Here is an 18,385-nt window from a genome sequence, read left to right as displayed (position 1 = left end):
ACAGAGCGGAGCGTTGTCTTGTATATTAAGCACAATCTTTTTTCTCAATTTTGTTCAATACAATATATAACACTGCAATAATACCTAAAACATAGCAATAGTATACGTGTGGCACGACTGCCAAAGGTGAAACTCCAGCAATAGTGCTAGCCAAAAGCAATTGAGCGCCATACGGTATTAATCCTTGAAATACACAAGAAAATATGCCTAGCCATGCTGCACTATAGTGAGGCGGTATTTCATATTTCTTAGCAATATCTCTAGCAATTTCACCGCTAAAAATTATAGCGATGGTATTATTTGCAAGTAAAATATCAAATATACTGACTATTTTTGCAATAAATAACTGCGCTGTTTTTTGTCCACCACGTTGTATCATAACCCAAGATGAAAGTTTATCTGCAAACTCCTTAGAATTTTTACCTACCAGTCCTGAAAGCCCGCCAACCATCAATGACAGTAGCATAATTTCATGCATACTCATAAACCCCTTAGTGATGTTTTGGCTTAAAAACAATAAACCATGATTGTTGTTATTTATAAATCCAATGATTCCAGCAAAAGTTATGCTTAAAACCAATGCCGTAAATACATTTATTCCAAAGTTTGCAAGCAATATAAGTATTATGTAAGGAGTCACAAGCAATAAAGAATACTCCTTAACTGAAATAGCAGCACTATTGCTTGAGCTATAAAATAATATAATTATTGTGAATATAGAAGCAATTAGTGCCACTTTTGCATTCAGTTTTAATTTTTTCTTTATATCAGCCTTTTGAGACATCACAGATGCAATTGTAGTATCAGAGATAATAGATAAATTGTCGCCAAACATTGCTCCTCCTACAACGGTTGCAACTCCTAAGGAAGGAGAAATCCCAGCTTGTGTCAGTTCAACTGCAATAGGAGCAATTGTTGCAATGGTGCCCATTGATGTACCAATAGCAGTGGAGATGAAAGCTGCTACAAAAAATAATCCTATGAGTAAAAATTGTGTTGGTATAAATGAAAGAGCCAAATTAACTGTGGCATCAGCACTACCGATTGCTTTAGTTACTTCACTGAATGCACCTGCAAGTAAGAAAATGATACACATAGTGATAATATTACGATCTCTTACCCCATCTAGAAAGGCATACATTTTTTCTTCAGTATTGCCCTTGTATAAAACCCAACCCAGAGCTATGGCAGGAACAATGGCTACCAGTGGAGATAACTGATAAAAAGCATTTGACACGCCAAGAATAGTAAAATATATACCACTTCCTACAAAAAGAAATAGGAACAGTAAAATAGGCAAAAAATTTGTAAGATAAAACATACCTCTACTCCAGCTCTGATAAACGCAAATCAACTATGATATGATTTATATTATTATAAACCACAGTTAGCACCTTGACCAAGGTTTTTCTAGAAAGCAATCTACCAGAAAAGGTTTCCATGAAAAGGACTATTATAATATATCATCTACTTGAATTAAACTGGGAGATAGAATAAGTAAAAAATATGAATGACATAACAACAAAGCAAGTCATATCCTTATGGGATGCACAAGTTGGTGGATTTTTGCCGGATAAAAGAGAAATGGAGATTGATAATATTTTTTTAATCTAATGCTTCAATGTTTCCGACATAGGAAAAGTATCATCTTTACTTTCTATAGAGGAAGGCACACTATTTTGATTATCATCACCATCAATTGGAGTAGTAGGGTGCATTAAAGCAACTTTCATAACTTCATCAATATTCTTAGCAAAAACTACGTTGATCCCCTCTTTGATGCTTGCCGGAATCTCTTGCATATCTTTCTCATTTTCACTTGGTATAATCACAGTTTTGATTGATCCTCTGAGCGCTGCAAGCAATTTTTCTCTTAAGCCCCCAATAGCTAAAACTCTACCACGCAATGTCACTTCGCCTGTCATAGCAACATTTTTGTTAACTGGTATATTCGTCATAAGAGAAACAATAGACGTACATACCGCGCCGCCAGCAGAAGGGCCATCTTTTGGTACTGCACCCTCAGGTACATGTAAATGTATATCATTATTTTGGAATTTTTCGGGCTTTATACCAAAAAACAAACAATTTGATCGAATATAACTATACGCAGCTTTTATAGATTCTTGCATAACCTCTCCAAGCTTTCCTGTGTATTTTATTTCTCCCTTGCCCGGAATTAGGACTGATTCTATCATCAAAATATCACCACCTGTTTCAGTATAGGCGAGCCCAGTTACTATTCCTACTAAACTCTCATTTTCCGCAATGCCAAAGGTATATTTACGTACCCCTAAATAATCTTGTAAATTGTCAACCCCTACGGATATTTTCTTATTTTTATCAGTCAATATTTCTTTAACTGCCTTTCTCATGAGCTTTGCAAGCTCCCTTTCCATACTCCGCACACCACTTTCACGTGTATATAAACGTATCAACTCGTATAACGCCTCATTAGTTATGTCCCATTCCTTCTGATACAAACCATGCTCCTTCTTTAACTTCGGAATAAGGTGGTGTGTAGCAATACTGATTTTTTCATCTTCAGTATACCCGGACAATTGTATAATTTCCATCCTATCACGCAAAGGATGTGGTAAATTTAAGCTGTTTGCCGTAGCTACAAACATTACACTTGAAAGATCAAACTCAACTTCCAAGTAATGATCCGTAAAGTGTTTATTGTGCTCAGTATCTAAAACCTCAAGTAATGCAGATGCAGGATCGCCACGCGAATCAGAACCCATCTTATCTATTTCATCAAGCAGAAAAAGCGGGTTGCATGAATTAGCTTTTTTCATGTGTTGAATGATTTTACCAGGCATTGAGCCAATATAAGTTTTCCTATGCCCTCGTATCTCAGACTCATCACGCACACCACCAAGAGCTATGCGAACAAAATCTCTTCCTACTGCTCTTGCCATAGACTTAGCTAAAGAAGTTTTACCAACACCTGGCGGTCCAACTAAGCAAAGTATAGGACCTTTTATCTCTTTTACTCTTTTTAATACCGCTAAAAATTCTATTATTCTATCTTTTACTTTCTCTATGCCATAATGATTTTCATCTAAGATTTTCTTAGCTGCATTTAAGTTAATTTTTGCATCTTTGTACTTTCCCCATGGCAACTCAAGCAACCAATGCAAGTAACTAGATATAACTGTAGCTTCAGGAGAAATGGGATTCATTTTCTTGTATCTCTTCAAATCAGTTATAGCTTTCTCTCTTGCTTCCTGAGAAAGCTTTGTTTCATTTATCTTTTTTTCAAATTCATTGAGTATATTCCCTTCATCACCATTCTCAAATTCGCCTAATTCTTTCTGTATAGCTTTCAATTGCTCGTTAAGGTAGTAAACTTTCTGAGTGCTTTCAACTTGCGATTTAATTGTCTTATATAAACGGTTTTGTGCGTTCAAAATACTCATTTCTCTCTCAATAAAAGCAAAAGCTTTTTTTAAACGCTCTTCTGGGTCATAAGCCTCAAGTATACTTTGTTTATCTGATACTTTTATATTTAAATGTGAAGCTACCGTGTCTACAAGTTGATCAACTTCTTTGATTTGATCAATGGAGTTAATGGCAACCTCGGGTTGATTTTTCTTGTTTAGCTTACACCAGATATCGAACGCGTCTACAACAGACCGCCTTAAAGCTTCTAAATCAATATTGTCTTCATCTTCTTTATAATAATTGTCTAACTCTACCCTGGCTTGTAATAAAGTATGAGAGCTAATATATTCTACAACTCTTCCCCTTCTTATCCCCCGGATTATAACTTTTACTGCATTGTCAGGTAATTTTATTAACGGTTGTACAATGCTTGCTAACACACCTACTTCATAAAGATCTTCAGGCTCTGGATTATCAACAGAGCCATCTTTCTGTGCTACAAGAAAAATCTCATTTTGGTGATTACTACTACTTATTGCATACTCTAGTGCATTAACAGATTTTTCTCTGCCTATGAATAAAGGCACCATTATATTTGGAAAAATTACTACATCTCTTAAAGGTAATACTGGCAATGCAGTAAAACTAGAGCTTACAGCACGTTCAATGTTCATAATATATGCCTCAAATTAATCATTAACCGTTATAACATTGCCATTGTTATTATGATTAACCGTTGCTTTTCCTAATTCTACCATTTTCTTAGTGATTACTATAGTGCTACCTTCAAAGCCTCCGTTTCCAGATGTATACATAATGTCAAGCAAAAGTGACTCCAAGATAGCACGTAACATTCTTGCACCTGTTTTGTAGCTTATAGCCTTTTTAGCAATAGCTGATATTGCTTCATCTGAAAACTCAAGGTTTACTTTGCTAAACGCAAGCAATGCTTTGTACTGTTTTATTAGTGCATTCCTTGGCTCTGTCAACACATGTATTAAATCTTCATGATCCAGCTCATCTAAAACAGCAGTTATTGGAACCCGCCCTACAAATTCGGGTATTAAACCGAATTTGATTAAATCTTCAGGTTGAACATCATGTAAAGCATTCTTTTTCTTTTGCTCTTTAGACTGACTTATATCTGCTCCAAAGCCAACTGACGTTCCCTTTTTTCTCGCTTCAATAATTTTATCGAGGCCTTCAAAAGCTCCTCCACAAATAAACAGTATGTTACTAGTATCCACTTGTATAAACTCTTGTTGTGGGTGTTTTCGCCCTCCTTGTGGCGGAACATAAGCAACTGTACCCTCCATAATCTTAAGCAGAGCTTGCTGGACCCCTTCACCTGAAACGTCACGGGTTATTGAAGTGCTTTCAGATTTTCTTGTAATCTTGTCTATTTCATCTATAAACACTATACCACGCTGTGCTTTTACAACGTCATAATTTGCAGCTTGTAATAAACGCGACAACACGCTTTCTACATCATCACCCACATAACCTGCCTCAGTTAAAGTTGTCGCATCAGCCATAGCAAATGGCACATCTGAAACTTTAGCAAGTGTTTTGGCTAGCAAAGTCTTACCAGAACCAGTGGGACCAATAAGCATTATATTTGACTTCTCGATTTCAATATCACTTATAGCATGAAATTGTACCATGGATTGACAATGGTTATACATAGCTACAGATAAAACGTGTTGCGCGTGTTCTTGACCTACAACATGCTTGCTGAGAAAGTTTTTTATATCCTCAGGTTTCTTTAGTAATAGCTTCATATCAGATATACGATCTGAATTAAAAGATCTATCTTTCTTTTGACTTATTGCTTTATGGGATAATTCTATGCACTCATTACAAATAAACACCTTTAAACCATCCGAAGAGTTAGTAATCAATTTATCTACTTCATCTTGCGCCTTGTTGCAAAAAGAACAGTAGTGTAAATCATTATTGTTATCCATTAACCCACCTTTTGTTTAACTTTAATATTTTCAATTTCAATATCTGTACGCTCAGCTATCACCCTGTCAATTAAGCCAATTTTCCTTGCTTCTTCAGGATCCATGAATTTATCTCTTTCCATCATTCCTTCAATTTTCTTCAGTGAATTTCCAGTATGTTTTTCATAAATTTGATTTAGTTTTTTCTTAACCCGCAAAATTTCATTAGCATGTATTTCTATATCAGTTGCTTGACCATGATAACCACCAGATGGCTGATGTATCATAATTCTTGAATGAGGTAGAGAGTAGCGCTTACCTTTTGTACCAGCTGCAAGCAATAAAGAACCCATAGACGCAGCTTGACCTATACATAAAGTTGAAACGTCTGGGTTTATATACTGCATTGTATCGTAGATCGACAAACCAGCAGTTACAACACCACCTGGTGAGTTGATGTACATACAAATGTCTTTATCGGGATTTTCCGATTCTAAAAATAAAAGCTGTGCTACTATTACACTGGCCATATTGTCTTCAATAGGACCTGTTACAAAAATTATTCTTTCTTTCACTAGTCTTGAATATATGTCATAAGCGCGCTCACCGCGACTAGTTTGTTCAACTACAATTGGTATAAGAGTCATACCTTTTCCTATTAAATATTATCAAATAATTCCTTTAATTCTTTCACAGAAACAATCTGCTCTTCTTTACTAACTTTTTCTATTATATAATCTGTCACTTTATACTCAAGCGCTTGCCCTCTAACTAATTCTTGAAATTGTTTATTTGATTCAAAATGCTTAAGTACTCTGTCAAACGGTACATCCTTTTGAGTTAATGATATTTTATGTTCTGCACTAAATTTCATAAATAACATAGCAAGCTTTACACGTTTTTCAGCTTCTTTACGAGAATCATTTTGAGCACCCAATTCTCCTTCCATTCTTTGTTGCTCCTGTTTTACTATGTCTGTGGGTAAATCAAAACTATAATTAGCATCCAAATAATCAAATAGCTCTTTTTTAATTAAGAGATTTCTCATTTCGGTGCACTGATCACCAATCATTTTTTTTGCATGACTTATTAGCAAAGAATAATCTTTAAAACCAATACTCCTAGCTATTTCATCATCATTTTCAAAATCTTTGGCAATTTGAATCTCATTAACTCGCACAGAAAAATCAGCTTCCTGTCCTGCAAGGGAAATGGCTTGGTAATTTTCAGGAAATTTCAACTTAAAGTTCTTTGTTTCTCCCTTTTTCATACCAGTTAATTGATCTTCAAAACCATTAATAAATGTGCCAGACCCTAAATTAACGGCAAAATTTTTGCTACTTCCACCTTGAAAGAGCTTATTCCTAATCCGCCCTTCAAAATCAATTATCAATTTATCCCCATCTTTCGCTTGATAAGAAGCATCATCAACAGAGGCGAAATTGGGGAACTTTGTTTTAATAGAATCAATAAATTCTTTTATATCTTCCTCTTCAATCTTTGCTTCAATTTTCTTTAAGTTTATTTTGTCAAGATCTATCACTGGTACTTCAGGCATCGACTCAAAAGATAGCTTGTATACAAAATTGCCCTCCTCATTTTCTTTGCCCAGATCTGGTAATGATATAACATCAACCTTAGGATAAATGTGAGACTTGACTTCAATTTTTTTCATCAAATCACTTGAGCAATAATCAATTGTATTATTTATCACATATTCCAAAGCCTCGTTTTTATAATTTGCAACAACAAGGTCATAGGGCATCTTTCCAGCCCTAAATCCAGGTGATTTTGCATTTTCTGCTATCTCTTGCAACCTGGAATTTACCTTTTGTTTTATATAATCACTACCAACTGTGATTTCATACTCATACTTTAGTTTATCTATACTAAGCTCTTTGTAGGTATATACGCTACTTACTTCGACTGTATTTTGAGGTATATTATTAGACATCATAATTCATTTATTAACATTTTAATTCATATCTTAATAGAGTCATTTTACCAGAATTTAAGTTAAACACAATCCTTAAGAACAGGTTTTTATACAAACAAAAGTGTATTTAGTGATTATAAATTTTCCCTTAAAACCTAAGTTACATGACTTTAAAGTGCGGATAGAGGGACTTGAACCCCCACGAGCAAGCTCACCAGGACCTAAACCTGGCACGTCTACCAATTCCGCCATATCCGCAAGAAATTTTCAGTACCCTATTATAGGTATTCCATTAAAAATATTCAAGGTTTAAAGTCTTACTTAATTTATGGTATTTACACAATCAAAAAAGCTTATTAACATTTCTTAATGAAAGCTCTAAACCATGAAAATCAATAATGAGATTAATAACAAGCTTCTTACTCGCAATTTTTTTGATTACACAAAGTGGTTGCACAACCCTTATAATAGGTGGTGTGGTGGCTACAGCGACAGCAACAGCAATAACAATGCAGGACAAATCCTTGGGAAATATCATTGATGATACGACTATGGTCATCAGAATTAATAAGGGGCTCTTAAAACATAGGCTATTTTCATCCATAAAGGTTAAAGTAAGTGAAGGAAGAGTATTGCTCATTGGAAGTGTTGACACTCCTGAAAAACAACTTACAGCAGAAAAAATAGCTTGGCAGCAAAAAGAAATTAAAGAAGTGATAAATGAAATAAGAGTAATACCAATTCAAATGGCTTCCATGCTAGACACCACTGTAGATGGCATGATAACAGCGGAAATAAGAACAAGACTTCTGGGAAAAAGAAATATTAAGTCAATTAATTATAGCGTTAATACGGTTGATAGAGTTGTTTATTTGATGGGTATAGCCCAAAATAAAGCGGAATTAAAAGCTGTAATAGCAATTGCAAGAAAAGTAAAGGGAGTAAAACAAGTTGTAAGTTATGTACGATACAGGTACAGTAAGTTACGCCATTAGGCAAAAATCGCTTTCAAATTATAACATTTGTACAGTTGTGACAATAGGTAGAGAACATAAATGAAAATTGCCTTTCAGATGGATGAAAATATAAATTTTGAAACTGACACTACATTCGTGCTAATAAAGGAAGCACAAAGGAGGAAGCACGAAGTTTTTGTCTATGCTCCTAACAATTTAGCACTAAAGCTAAACCATCCAATTGCTCTGGCTCAGAAAGTCAGCGTTGATGATTTTAGTTTTATCTCTAAAGAGGATGTAGCAATCAACTTGAATGAAATGGACATCATATTTATCAGACAGGATCCACCCTTTGATATGCGTTATATTACAACAACATATATCTTAGAAAAAACCAGCGCATTGGTAATTAACAATCCAACAGAAATAAGAAATTGTCCTGAAAAATTGATAACTTCATTATTTCCAGAGCTAATTCCGCCAACTTTGATTACTGAAAATATATCAATGATTAGAGATTTCTACTACAACTATCAAGATATTATTCTGAAGCCATTGTATAGTTATGGAGGAAACGATGTGATAAGAATACAAGATGAGAATAGTATTCAAGTAGTAGTGGATCTCATGATAGCAAAATACGAATGCCCTGTGATTGCACAATCATTTTGTAAAAACATAGATAAAGATAAAAGAATATTGCTGCTTTATGGCCAACCAATTGGTGTAATGAAACGAATTCCAAAAATCAGTGGAGAGATCAGGACAAATGTGCGGCTTGGAGCAAGTTTTGAACCCGCTCAAATGAACGATAGGGACAATGAAATATGTAACAAAATTGGTCCTGAATTAAAGAAAAGGGGGCTAATATTTGTTGGTATTGATATTATAGATGACTTCCTGCTCGAAATTAACACAACTTCACCCACGGGAGTAGTTTATATCAATAAATTGTATAATATATCGCTAGAAAAGGATCTTTGGGACGTGTTTGAAGAAAAAGCAAGCAGCCATCAACTAAACCTGTGAACAATCACCTTAACAAACTCAGTAGTCCCATTCTTTATCCCTGTTTTTTCTGTACTATTGGTCATATCACGCAATTTTTGAGAATTATTTAATAGATCAAATAGTACCTCTGTTAGATTTTTTTTTGCTTCACTATTCTGCTCAACTATTATAGCTGCTCTCGAGTCTTCAATATATTTTGCGTTATAAAATTGGTGATTATCTTTTGAGTAAGGGTAAGGAATATATATAGCAGAACGCCTAGCAAGAGTGATCTCTGCTATTGAAGTTGCTCCTGCTCTGCTAATTACCAAGTGAGCATTGGCCAGTCTATTCTTCATATCATCAAAAAATTCACTCAATTCACAATCGATCTTTTCACTTTTGTATAGACTTTTGACCTTGTTTACATTTTTCTTCGTACATTGCTGCGTCACTCTAATTTTCTTTTTCATTTTAATAGGTAAATCACAAATTACGCTGCTTACTACATCATCAAAAAAATTTGCACCTTGGCTGCCTGCTATGACCAATATATTTAGGATTTTCTCAGTGCTAGAATGGCTCTGTGCTTTTATATCAACAAAATTTCCTGTAAAAATACATTTATTGCCCTCTGCATATTTAGTCTCCGGAAAGCTGGTTGCAATTAATTTTGCACTCTTGAAAAAGAATCTATTTACTCTCCCTAAAACTGTGTTTTGTTCATGTAAAATTATAGGTATAGAAAGAACTCTTGCTGCAAGAAGAGTTGGAAAAGAAGCATAGCTACCAAAACCAATGACCGATTTTGGTTTTAATTTTCTTACTTGATACAGTGCTAACATAGAGCTGTATATCAAGAAAAGGAAAAACTTAAATTTGTTGCTGCTTGGTCTACGTAATGGTAAGGTGTAGCTTTCTATGTCGGTATTTTTATTTGTTTTTTTATCAGTGAATAATATGCAATTGTATCCTTGTGTCTTTAGTGCTTTTGCTAAAGCTATGGCCGGAAAGATATGCCCACCTGTGCCACCTGTTGCTAAAATAATATCCATCTGTAAATAATAAATCCTAGATTGTTAACTGTTATTTAACAATTTGCACGTAGAATTTTATTAAGCGTTATGATAGTTGAGTTAAAAATGCCTAAAAGTAATAGTAAAAAAGAACCTAATGAGAAAAATAAACCTCAAGAACAAAGAGAAGGCAGAAGCGGAGGTTTTTTAGAACTGCTAAAAAATATAATAAAAATTCTTTTCAATTCGGTCGTTGACCTACCTGAGCACGAGCAGCATAATAAAATGAAAAGCACTAATCTACAACAAGGTTTGGATACTAAAGGAAAAGGCCCAGAAGATCTTCATCCAAAGGCAAAGCTTGAAGTCAAAGAAGCAGCCAAGGGATTGAAAGAAGAGTTACAGAATTCTGATGCTGGTGGTAATCAATCTATTGAAACTAAAGTGCCTAATCAAACTACTACTCAAGACATTGACAACTCTAAAACAATGGAACGTTAGTTCAACTATTTAACATCTGCAGCAAGCACTGATTCGTGTATCATCTCTGAAATGGTTGGATGAGGAAAAATCGTAGATTTTATGTCGAAGTCTGTTCCTTCTAGTTGCTTTGCAAGAGCAAAATTGCTAATTAACTCCGTTACTTCTGCACCTATCATGTGGCTACCCAGAATTTCTCCGGTTTTTTTATCTATAATCGTTTTCACTAACCCTTCAGTTTCACTGAGTGCAACAGACTTACCATTAAAGTTAGAGTGAAATTTTCCTATTTTTATATCATACTCACCTTTTATTGCCTGTTCCTCAGTAAGGCCGATGCTCGCTATTTGTGGATGAGAATAAGTGCAATTTGGTATGCATTCTTTTTTTAACGCATGAGTACCTTTACCAGCAATCTTTTCAATGCAGATCACGGCTTCATGGCTCGCTTTATGTGCTAAACATGGTGGGCCAGCTACATCACCTATTGCATACACATTTGATTCACTAGTTTCATACCATTCATTTATTTCAATAAAACCAGAAGGGCTTAATTTAATTTTTGTATTTTCTAAACCTATATTTTCAGTATTTGCCTGAATGCCAACCGCAACAATCACCCTATCAAATTCTTTGCTCTCACCACTACTTAGTAGCACTTGAGCAGAGTCTTTATTTTTAGTCAAAGCTTTTACGCTACTATTTGTATATATTTTTATCCCCTGTTTTGTGAATATTTCTTGTGCTAAATCTGAAATGTCTTTATCCTCCAGCGGCAAAATAGTGCTCTTTATCTCTATGATTGTTACATCAACCCCCAAAGTACTATAAAAACTTGCAAATTCTATTCCAATTGCACCAGACCCTATAATTAGTAGCGATTTTGGTAATCTCTCTGGAGTCATAGCGTGCTGCGCATTCCATATTAAATCTCCACCTGCCTCTATTCCAGGCAGATTCCGTGCCCTCACGCCTGTTGCTAAAATGATATGCTTGGAAACAATTTCTTGTTCTTCCTTATCGCTAACGACTTTTATAGTACTATTGCCTGCAAGTTTACCAAAACCTTGATGAACTTTGATATTATTTTTTTTCATCAAATATGCAACACCACTTGACAATTTATCAACAACGTTTCTTGAATATTTCACTATTGATTGTATATCAAAACTCGCTTCCTTTACTTCTATACCAAACTCTTTTGATCTTTTTATTAGCCTATAAACCTCAGATGCTCTAAGCAGTGATTTTGTTGGTATACATCCCCAATTTAAGCATATACCGCCTAAATTTTTTTCTTTTTCGACAATTGCAGTTTTAAACCCAAGCTGTGCCGCCCTAATTGCCGCTATATAACCACCAGGACCGCTACCTATAACCGTAATATCATATTCATTCATCAGTTTTCTTCGTATTCAAAAAGATTATATATAACAGATGGAACCCATACAATCAATGGTCTGTCATCTACCGTCTTAAGAGTCAAGATAAAAGTTGTTATTTTTTATCATGGCATTTAAACAAACGATAATTTTTCTCATGACAGCAACTAATGCAACCTTAGCAGCTTTGCCAGAATCAACCAAACGCTGATAAAACGCTTTCATTTTTCTGTTGTGGCGCATAGCAACAAGAGCTGACATGTATAGTGCTTTCCTTGCATAAAACCTGCCTCCTTTGATTTGAGCTTTGCCAACTTTTCTTCCACTTTCACTAGTTTTAGGTGCAACTCCAACCAAGCATGCAATTTCTCTATTCTCTAATCTACCAAGCTCAGGCACCTCTGTCAGTAGAACGCTCGCCGTCTTTGATCCAATACCTTTATAGCTGATTAAAAGCTCATTTTTTCCTTTCAATTCAGGGTCAGAATCTATTGTGTCTTCTATGTCTTGCCTAATTTCTTTCAATTGTTTTTCAGCAAACCCTATCTGTCTTTCTATGTATTCTCTAGCTTTTCCCGTCGCACTTTGCAGGCGACACTTGTTTGCATGAATTGCATCATTTAAATTACGCTCAACTGCCCCCAGCTCCTTTAATTCCTCTTGCTTTTTTGAAATTACACATCCTTTTACTTCACCGTCTTTACTGACAAATTCAGCGTATTTTTCCAGTAATTTAGCATCTAACTTGTCAGTTTTTGCAAAATGATTGCAAGCTTTGGCAAATGCATATACCCGATTCGGGTGAGCTTTATGGACAGTTATCTTGCAACAATTTTATAATGAGCTTTTCATAGCCACCAGTTTACACATAACTTGATGGGTAAATCGACTATATTTGTTTCTATAAACTTAGATATAGCATCACTCACGTTTGCTATGCGCTTATGCTTGCCATTAATTGAGATGTCCAATGCTTCCTTGGAAACATCTACTCCCATGAAAATTATTCTAGCCATTTTTGTACCTATAAATATCATCAAACAATAATGCAAAATGCTGTATACAGGATTGTAATTCGATCTTTTAGATCCACCTACCGTTCGTACTACATTTTGCTTTAAGCCTTACTATTACCCACAAATAAAAACATAGTATTGTATTTATTCAAATAATTTAATTTTATTAACCTGAAAGCTTATTAGATTAAAATTATTAAACTAAGAGTTATAATTTTAGCAACTAAAAGCTGTAAATTGCACCATATAAACAGTTATTTCAAGCACAAGTTATGCCATTAAGAGCTATGCAACAAACATTTATATTTGTGGGTAATAGTAAGATCTAAATCCGATAGAGCATTGTTGGCACACCATCAAAAGTCGCCTCAGACCTCTAATGCATCAATGTACAAACTTACACCTTTTAGTTGGTAATACCATTTTAGACGTTTATCATTCGTTTTAGAAAATACTATAGTAGCGGAATGACGAATTTTTGTTTTTCAAATTGTCAGTAAATCTAAGTCAGTTTAGCTATATAAAACATAGTATAAAAAGAGCTATTTTAGCAAAATTTTAAACAAATAAAGTTAATTACTTCACAATTGATACCTTACGAGAAAAGCACATTTGATACAGATTTAAAATACAAGTTAACGAATTATTATGATTTTTACCAAGATAATAATATAGTAAGGTTTGGTAGTGAGGTATCAAAATGGAAAAATACACCAACGCATGGTTTAATAAGAAAGATAATCATGATTGTGCAAATGATGGCACTTGCGGGCAATCTATAAAGGATTTTAGGATTGGTAATTCTGATATTTCTTTTTTTGATAGTAACAAAAACTTAATTGCCAAAGTACCTAAACTACCAAAGTATTCTAGGGATAAATATGGGCATCAATTGTATAAGGAAGCTGAGTCAAAGCAGTTCAATTATTTTTCCACAAATATACATGATGTTTTGTCTAACAGCTTTACCGTTAAATACGGGTATATAAATTGTACTATAAAATACGACAACTTATCTGAGCAGGAACAAAACCAAATAGAAACAGACATTAAAACTGCCTATGAAGCATTTAAAGAAAAGTTTTGCTTGAAAAATAGTAATGCAAGTTACAATATAACGGTTCACATTTTTAATAATAGAAGCGATTATACAAAGTATAACAATCTTCTCGGCTTAGATGAAGATGGTGGTCCAGGATATATTACACGAGGAGTAACAGATTGTCAGAATATTCTGACATATAAGCAAAGTGCCATGGATTTTGTTCTAGGTCATGAGCTAGGCCACATATTTCAATTGTGTTTTTCACCATCGGCAACAGTCCAAACTTTGAGTATTCTGGATACTGAACTCATAGCAAATGTTGTTGGACGAGAAGTAGAAGAAAAAAATTATAAAGCTATTTGCAAGCAGATGGGTGTAGATGAATATAAATACGATGGATGGAGTTTTATTTTTAAATACATAGGTACAACTGGTAGTATATACCGCCTAAACCTTTCAGAAGAAGAGAAATTTCAAATTATACAACGTGTCAAGAGTTCTGGACTAGATGAATATGAAGACCATGGATGGATGTTTAAATTTAAATATAAAGATACAACTGGTAGTATATACCTCAAGGACCTTTCAGAAGAAGAGAAATTTCAAATTATACAACGTGTCAAGAATTCTGGACTAGATGAATATGAAGATCGTGAATCAATGTTTAGTTTTAAATACAAAGGCACCACTTATAGAGCAGAACACAGAGATTATCTTTCAGCAGAAGAAGAAAAACTTCAATTTATCAAAGACATTAAGAACTCTCATGAATCGCTCGTTAGTGAATGTGATGGATTGGGGAATGAGAATACAACTTTAGTGATTTACGTTGATGAAAATAAGGAGATAAGTCAAATGTATTTTCATAATCTAGACAAGAATATATTCAAATGGTTAGATAAGACACTTATAAGCAGAAGTAAACCTGAAGAAGATGTGGATGACACAGCAGGAAAAGAGCCTGAACCAGAATCAGCCGAAGAGGATACTCAGCAACCCAGTAATTTCTTATCCAATATTTTTTCAACAATTAAATCCATTATTGATTCTATCTCATCACTCTTTTCATGGTTATTTGGGTCGAAAGAGAAAGAGTCTAATCAACAATCTGATGATAATTCTTCTTTGTTTAAGCTCGATGCTAATGAGTTAGATCACGAAGTTAAGCCTGATGCCAATGAGTTAGGTCACGATGTTAGAGATCACTTATCAGACAATTATAACCATTACAACTCATCTGATGGGCTAATGTAATATAGCTAATTTACAGTATCTGTTCAGATGCATGGCTAATGTACAAATATTGAAACAAAAATTCCAGTGCCCCTGTGATGTCATTCCAGTGCTTGACACTGGAATCCAGCTTTTAATCGAAAATGTTGTATAGTGCACAATCAATTTTTCTGGATCCCAGTGGACTTTGTTGCATCGCTCAAGTGAAAAGAACTGGCAGTTATAGCATTTCTCATAATAGTCCAAACAGGTCATAGGAAGGCAGAATCAACAGCACGAAGAAAGGATTCGAATAGAGGAATGTTTTTCCTGGCTCTGTTTTTTATAGCAAACCAATGATGCTCAATTTTGTTGAAATCTGGAGAATAAGGCGGCAGATACAAAATTTCTGCACCAACCCCTTTAGCAAGCTCGATAATCTTATCAGACTTATGAAAAGTAGCATTGTCAAGAATGACAGTCTGTCCAGGTTCCAAGATCGGTGTCAAAAATTGCTCAAACCATCCATTAAAAACATCCATATTACAGTGGCCTTCAAAGGTTAACGGAACAACTATCTTTCTTCCACTTAAGGCTGCAACCATACTGATTCGTTGAGTTTTCTTTCCAGATTTTAAGGCATAAAACCGCCGTCCTTTCTGGCAATATCCGTAGGGGTAGTCTTCGGTGTTATCAATGCCAGACTCATCTATATACACTAAGTTTTTAGGTTCTTTTGTCGCTATAATTTTCAAAAATTCAGCACGTTTTTCTTCGTTTCTTTCCTTGTATCCATATGTCTTTTTTTGCGCGTAAATCCAATTTTTTTAAGGGCTCGATAGATCGTTTGGATACTAACGTTGTTCCAAAGTTTAGCCATTTCCGATAGAGTCTTTCCTCCGTGTTCTCTGGCAAATTTGGCAAAGGTATCCCAGTCGGTAATTTTGTGATTGTAACCCCCATTTCCAAGTTTTTTTGATTGAAAGTCTCCTGTTTCTTTTCTTCTTTGCTGCCACTCCCATAAAGTAGTTCGTCCAATCTTAAATCTTGCTGCCACTGTTTCTCTGCTTTCTCCTTCGTCTAGCGCTTCCATTGCTTTTTTTCTTAAATCATAACTATATGCTGCTGGCATTCAACCTCCTTATCATCATCTATCCTTATCCTATCACATCCGGACTTTTATCGAAAGAGCTATATCTTTCCTGAAGAAGGAATTAGCGAAGAAGGAGAAAAATGCGTTAAAGGCTTATCTTTTAACACTTACGGAATTAAACAATCAGTTAATACTCCTTCAGTTGAACATTTAGATAAAAGAAAATTACAAAAGAATATTGATAATAATAGTCTTGCAAATGTGGGCAATAGTTACTTTCAACCAAGAGCAGTGAAAGTTGGTAATGGTGACGTAATTGTAATCGCCCATAACTTAAAGGATCAAACTTTAGTTTCTTGGTACTTAAAGTCAAGCGAGAGCGGAAAATTTAAGGTATTGACTGGAGAAAAAGGTGTTACAGAAAGAAAATTGTTCAATTTTGATAATCAGGGGCAATTGGCATTAAATGGAAACACGATGCTTTATTCGCAAGTGAGCAAAAGGATTACTAAGGAAAATCAAGAGGTGAGAAAAACACGTATTTTTAAATTTGATATGGCTAAAGTGATTCAGGGTCTGAAGGATGGAGTTAATGGCTTTTTACTTGGTAATCGAAAAGGTCAAATAGATAATAAAGCACTATCTCTTTCTAGAGAACATGAAATAAGCTTTTTGCAGTATGTTGAACAAACGGAAGGAAATGATCTAGTTGCTTTTCTTGAAAATGACCAATCAGCTAATGAGCAGAGGTTACATATAGCAACTCTACTTAAAAATGGATCAGTGTCAGATTTTCCTATCTATCAATTTACAGATCCTATAGAGCAATTATATATTAAAGGCAACGGTCAGGGTGGTTTTATCGTAACTGCGGTAAGTGGAGAAAATATTGTAACTTTTAATCAAAACGGCTCTGGAAAATCTTCTGAAGCAACAATAATACCGGCAAATAGCATCAAAACTCTCAGTGATTTTGTTAATATCATTAACGGTCGATTAACGCCAGATATTATTTCTAGTAGTACCGTGGCTCCTATAACTGTTGCAGAAACGGTTGTGACTTCTAAGAAAACGCCGACTGCTGCAATTACTAGCACAGCAGAAACCGACGCTGTGAAGACTACTAAATTGACAACGGAAGCCGTTGCACCTACTTCTACAATAAGTAAACCTTCAACGGAGTCAACGACAGTAGCAAAAACAACTACTACTTCACAAGCGACCACGGTTGCTACAACGTCAACTAGTGTGCCGATAGTAACTTCAGGGACTGAGACAAGTACTGTAAAACCTACAGCAGCGACTGGTGCGTCGACTTCTACGATGAGTAAACCTTCAACAGAGTCAACGACTCAAACAAGTACAGTAACAGTGAAGCCAACAACAGAAGCCGTTGCACCTACTTCTACAACGAATAAACCTTCAACAGAGTCAACGACTCAAACAAGCACAGTAACAGTGGAACCAACTGCGCCAACAACAAGCTCAGAGAAAACTACACAAACAGTATTTAGTATACCAAGTACTAGAACAAAAGAGTCAACAACTCCTATATTCACCACGACTTTACTTCCTCAGTCTACTTCTTCACCACAACCTACTCAACTTGCTATAGGGTCTAATAAGGCAGGAATGATAGGGGGATCTTTGGTTGGAGCAATAGGTATTGTTGGAATTATAGGATTCATAGCATATAGATATGTTAAGGGTCGTAATGCTGCTCCTGTATTAGAACTAACTGATTTGGGTTATAGAAGGCGATCATCTTCAAGTAGCGATGAAGAAATTTTTACCACTGGTAACAGAATGCGAACTATATATCAATCTGAAACAGTGCTAAATAGTATATCAGTAGAAAGTAGTAGTCGATCAAGAAGTAGCTCATCGTCTTCAAGCGGTGGACCAGGCTCTTGACTAACTGAA

Annotated in this window: 14 protein-coding genes, 1 tRNA gene and 1 pseudogene; 5 read left to right on the top strand and 11 right to left on the bottom strand. The window is 35.0% G+C overall.

The window, feature by feature from the left end:
• Positions 1–25: 25 nt before the first annotated feature.
• The 6 genes from OOL03_RS01805 to OOL03_RS01780 form a co-directional block, all read right to left on the bottom strand.
• Complete coding sequence (locus OOL03_RS01805) at positions 26–1,321, bottom strand: Na+/H+ antiporter NhaC family protein (protein ID WP_253303194.1); 1,296 nt, start codon at positions 1,319–1,321, stop codon at positions 26–28.
• 289 nt (positions 1,322–1,610) lie between these two features.
• Positions 1,611–4,064 carry an endopeptidase La gene (gene lon / locus OOL03_RS01800; RefSeq protein ID WP_264707491.1) on the bottom strand — a complete coding sequence of 818 codons (2,454 nt, stop codon included), beginning with the start codon at positions 4,062–4,064 and terminating at the stop codon, positions 1,611–1,613.
• Between the two features lie 15 nt (positions 4,065–4,079).
• Entirely contained in the window at positions 4,080–5,357 is a 1,278-nt protein-coding gene (clpX, locus tag OOL03_RS01795) for an ATP-dependent Clp protease ATP-binding subunit ClpX (protein WP_006279985.1), read from the bottom strand.
• Entirely contained in the window at positions 5,357–5,983 is a 627-nt protein-coding gene (gene clpP / locus OOL03_RS01790) for an ATP-dependent Clp endopeptidase proteolytic subunit ClpP (RefSeq protein ID WP_006280254.1), read from the bottom strand. The genes clpX and clpP overlap by 1 nt, the downstream gene beginning before the upstream one ends.
• 11 nt (positions 5,984–5,994) lie before the next feature.
• Positions 5,995–7,290, bottom strand: a complete 1,296-nt coding sequence (gene tig, locus OOL03_RS01785) for a trigger factor (protein WP_264707661.1) — start codon at positions 7,288–7,290, stop codon at positions 5,995–5,997.
• 158 nt (positions 7,291–7,448) lie between these two features.
• Positions 7,449–7,530 (bottom strand) — tRNA-Leu (locus tag OOL03_RS01780).
• Positions 7,531–7,670: 140 nt separating this feature from the next.
• Between OOL03_RS01780 and OOL03_RS01775 the strand changes: the two genes are divergently transcribed.
• The gene (locus OOL03_RS01775; RefSeq protein ID WP_264707490.1) at positions 7,671–8,267 is read left to right on the top strand and encodes a BON domain-containing protein; all 597 of its coding nucleotides are present in this window, start codon (positions 7,671–7,673) and stop codon (positions 8,265–8,267) included.
• Between the two features lie 60 nt (positions 8,268–8,327).
• Positions 8,328–9,257 carry a glutathione synthase gene (gene gshB, locus OOL03_RS01770; protein ID WP_264705623.1) on the top strand — a complete coding sequence of 310 codons (930 nt, stop codon included), beginning with the start codon at positions 8,328–8,330 and terminating at the stop codon, positions 9,255–9,257.
• Here the strand turns inward: gshB and murG are convergent.
• Positions 9,242–10,273, bottom strand: coding sequence for an undecaprenyldiphospho-muramoylpentapeptide beta-N-acetylglucosaminyltransferase (gene murG, locus OOL03_RS01765; RefSeq protein ID WP_264705624.1), 1,032 nt, complete (start codon positions 10,271–10,273; stop codon positions 9,242–9,244). The two genes, gshB and murG, sit on opposite strands and share 16 nt — an antisense overlap.
• A 69-nt stretch (positions 10,274–10,342) precedes the next feature.
• Here murG and OOL03_RS01760 point away from each other — a divergent pair, with 69 nt between their 5' ends.
• On the top strand, positions 10,343–10,735 hold the full coding sequence (locus OOL03_RS01760) for a hypothetical protein (protein ID WP_006279962.1): 393 nt from the start codon (positions 10,343–10,345) through the stop codon (positions 10,733–10,735).
• 5 nt (positions 10,736–10,740) lie between these two features.
• Here OOL03_RS01760 and lpdA read toward each other — a convergent pair whose 3' ends face one another.
• Together lpdA and OOL03_RS07130 are read right to left on the bottom strand one after the other, a co-directional pair.
• Positions 10,741–12,114 carry a dihydrolipoyl dehydrogenase gene (gene lpdA / locus OOL03_RS01755; protein WP_264707489.1) on the bottom strand — a complete coding sequence of 458 codons (1,374 nt, stop codon included), beginning with the start codon at positions 12,112–12,114 and terminating at the stop codon, positions 10,741–10,743.
• Between the two features lie 75 nt (positions 12,115–12,189).
• A pseudogene (locus tag OOL03_RS07130) lies at positions 12,190–13,112 on the bottom strand (IS110 family RNA-guided transposase).
• Positions 13,113–13,812: 700 nt separating this feature from the next.
• Here OOL03_RS07130 and OOL03_RS01740 point away from each other — a divergent pair.
• Positions 13,813–15,411: a hypothetical protein gene (locus OOL03_RS01740; RefSeq protein WP_264707488.1), complete on the top strand. Its 1,599-nt coding sequence runs from the start codon at positions 13,813–13,815 to the stop codon at positions 15,409–15,411.
• Here OOL03_RS01740 and OOL03_RS01735 read toward each other — a convergent pair.
• Positions 15,403–15,645: a WPE palindromic element domain-containing protein gene (locus OOL03_RS01735; protein ID WP_264707487.1), complete on the bottom strand. Its 243-nt coding sequence runs from the start codon at positions 15,643–15,645 to the stop codon at positions 15,403–15,405. The genes OOL03_RS01740 and OOL03_RS01735 overlap by 9 nt on opposite strands.
• Positions 15,642–16,501, bottom strand: a protein-coding gene (locus tag OOL03_RS01730; RefSeq protein ID WP_264707019.1) for an IS630 family transposase whose coding sequence is annotated in 2 segments (ribosomal slippage) — positions 15,642–16,177 and positions 16,177–16,501 — 861 coding nt in all. Because the reading frame shifts where the segments join, the coding sequence is not laid out codon by codon here. Before OOL03_RS01730 ends, OOL03_RS01735 begins: the two co-directional genes overlap by 4 nt.
• 21 nt (positions 16,502–16,522) lie before the next feature.
• On the opposite strand from OOL03_RS01730, the gene OOL03_RS01725 reads away from it, so the two are divergent.
• Complete coding sequence (locus tag OOL03_RS01725; protein ID WP_264707660.1) at positions 16,523–18,376, top strand: hypothetical protein; 1,854 nt, start codon at positions 16,523–16,525, stop codon at positions 18,374–18,376.
• Positions 18,377–18,385: the final 9 nt, after the last annotated feature.

Source organism: Wolbachia endosymbiont (group A) of Acrocera orbiculus, from assembly GCF_947250015.1.
GTDB classification, from domain to species: Bacteria; Pseudomonadota; Alphaproteobacteria; order Rickettsiales; family Anaplasmataceae; genus Wolbachia; species Wolbachia pipientis.
Note: the sequence above shows the minus strand (reverse complement) of the source record. Positions and strands in the feature narration are given on the sequence as shown.

What these genes read in the sequence shown, in the direction of transcription:
- lon (WP_264707491.1), bottom strand. Translation starts at nt 4,064, where the DNA reads ATGAACATTGAACGTGCTGTAAGCTCTAGTTTTACTGCATTGCCAGTA.
- clpX (WP_006279985.1), bottom strand. Translation starts at nt 5,357, where the DNA reads ATGGATAACAATAATGATTTACACTACTGTTCTTTTTGCAACAAGGCG.
- OOL03_RS01805 (WP_253303194.1), bottom strand. Translation starts at nt 1,321, where the DNA reads ATGTTTTATCTTACAAATTTTTTGCCTATTTTACTGTTCCTATTTCTT.
- OOL03_RS01760 (WP_006279962.1), top strand. Translation starts at nt 10,343, where the DNA reads ATGATAGTTGAGTTAAAAATGCCTAAAAGTAATAGTAAAAAAGAACCT.
- OOL03_RS01735 (WP_264707487.1), bottom strand. Translation starts at nt 15,645, where the DNA reads ATGACCTGTTTGGACTATTATGAGAAATGCTATAACTGCCAGTTCTTT.
- lpdA (WP_264707489.1), bottom strand. Translation starts at nt 12,114, where the DNA reads ATGAATGAATATGATATTACGGTTATAGGTAGCGGTCCTGGTGGTTAT.
- murG (WP_264705624.1), bottom strand. Translation starts at nt 10,273, where the DNA reads ATGGATATTATTTTAGCAACAGGTGGCACAGGTGGGCATATCTTTCCG.
- clpP (WP_006280254.1), bottom strand. Translation starts at nt 5,983, where the DNA reads ATGACTCTTATACCAATTGTAGTTGAACAAACTAGTCGCGGTGAGCGC.
- OOL03_RS01740 (WP_264707488.1), top strand. Translation starts at nt 13,813, where the DNA reads ATGGAAAAATACACCAACGCATGGTTTAATAAGAAAGATAATCATGAT.
- gshB (WP_264705623.1), top strand. Translation starts at nt 8,328, where the DNA reads ATGAAAATTGCCTTTCAGATGGATGAAAATATAAATTTTGAAACTGAC.
- tig (WP_264707661.1), bottom strand. Translation starts at nt 7,290, where the DNA reads ATGTCTAATAATATACCTCAAAATACAGTCGAAGTAAGTAGCGTATAT.
- OOL03_RS01775 (WP_264707490.1), top strand. Translation starts at nt 7,671, where the DNA reads ATGAGATTAATAACAAGCTTCTTACTCGCAATTTTTTTGATTACACAA.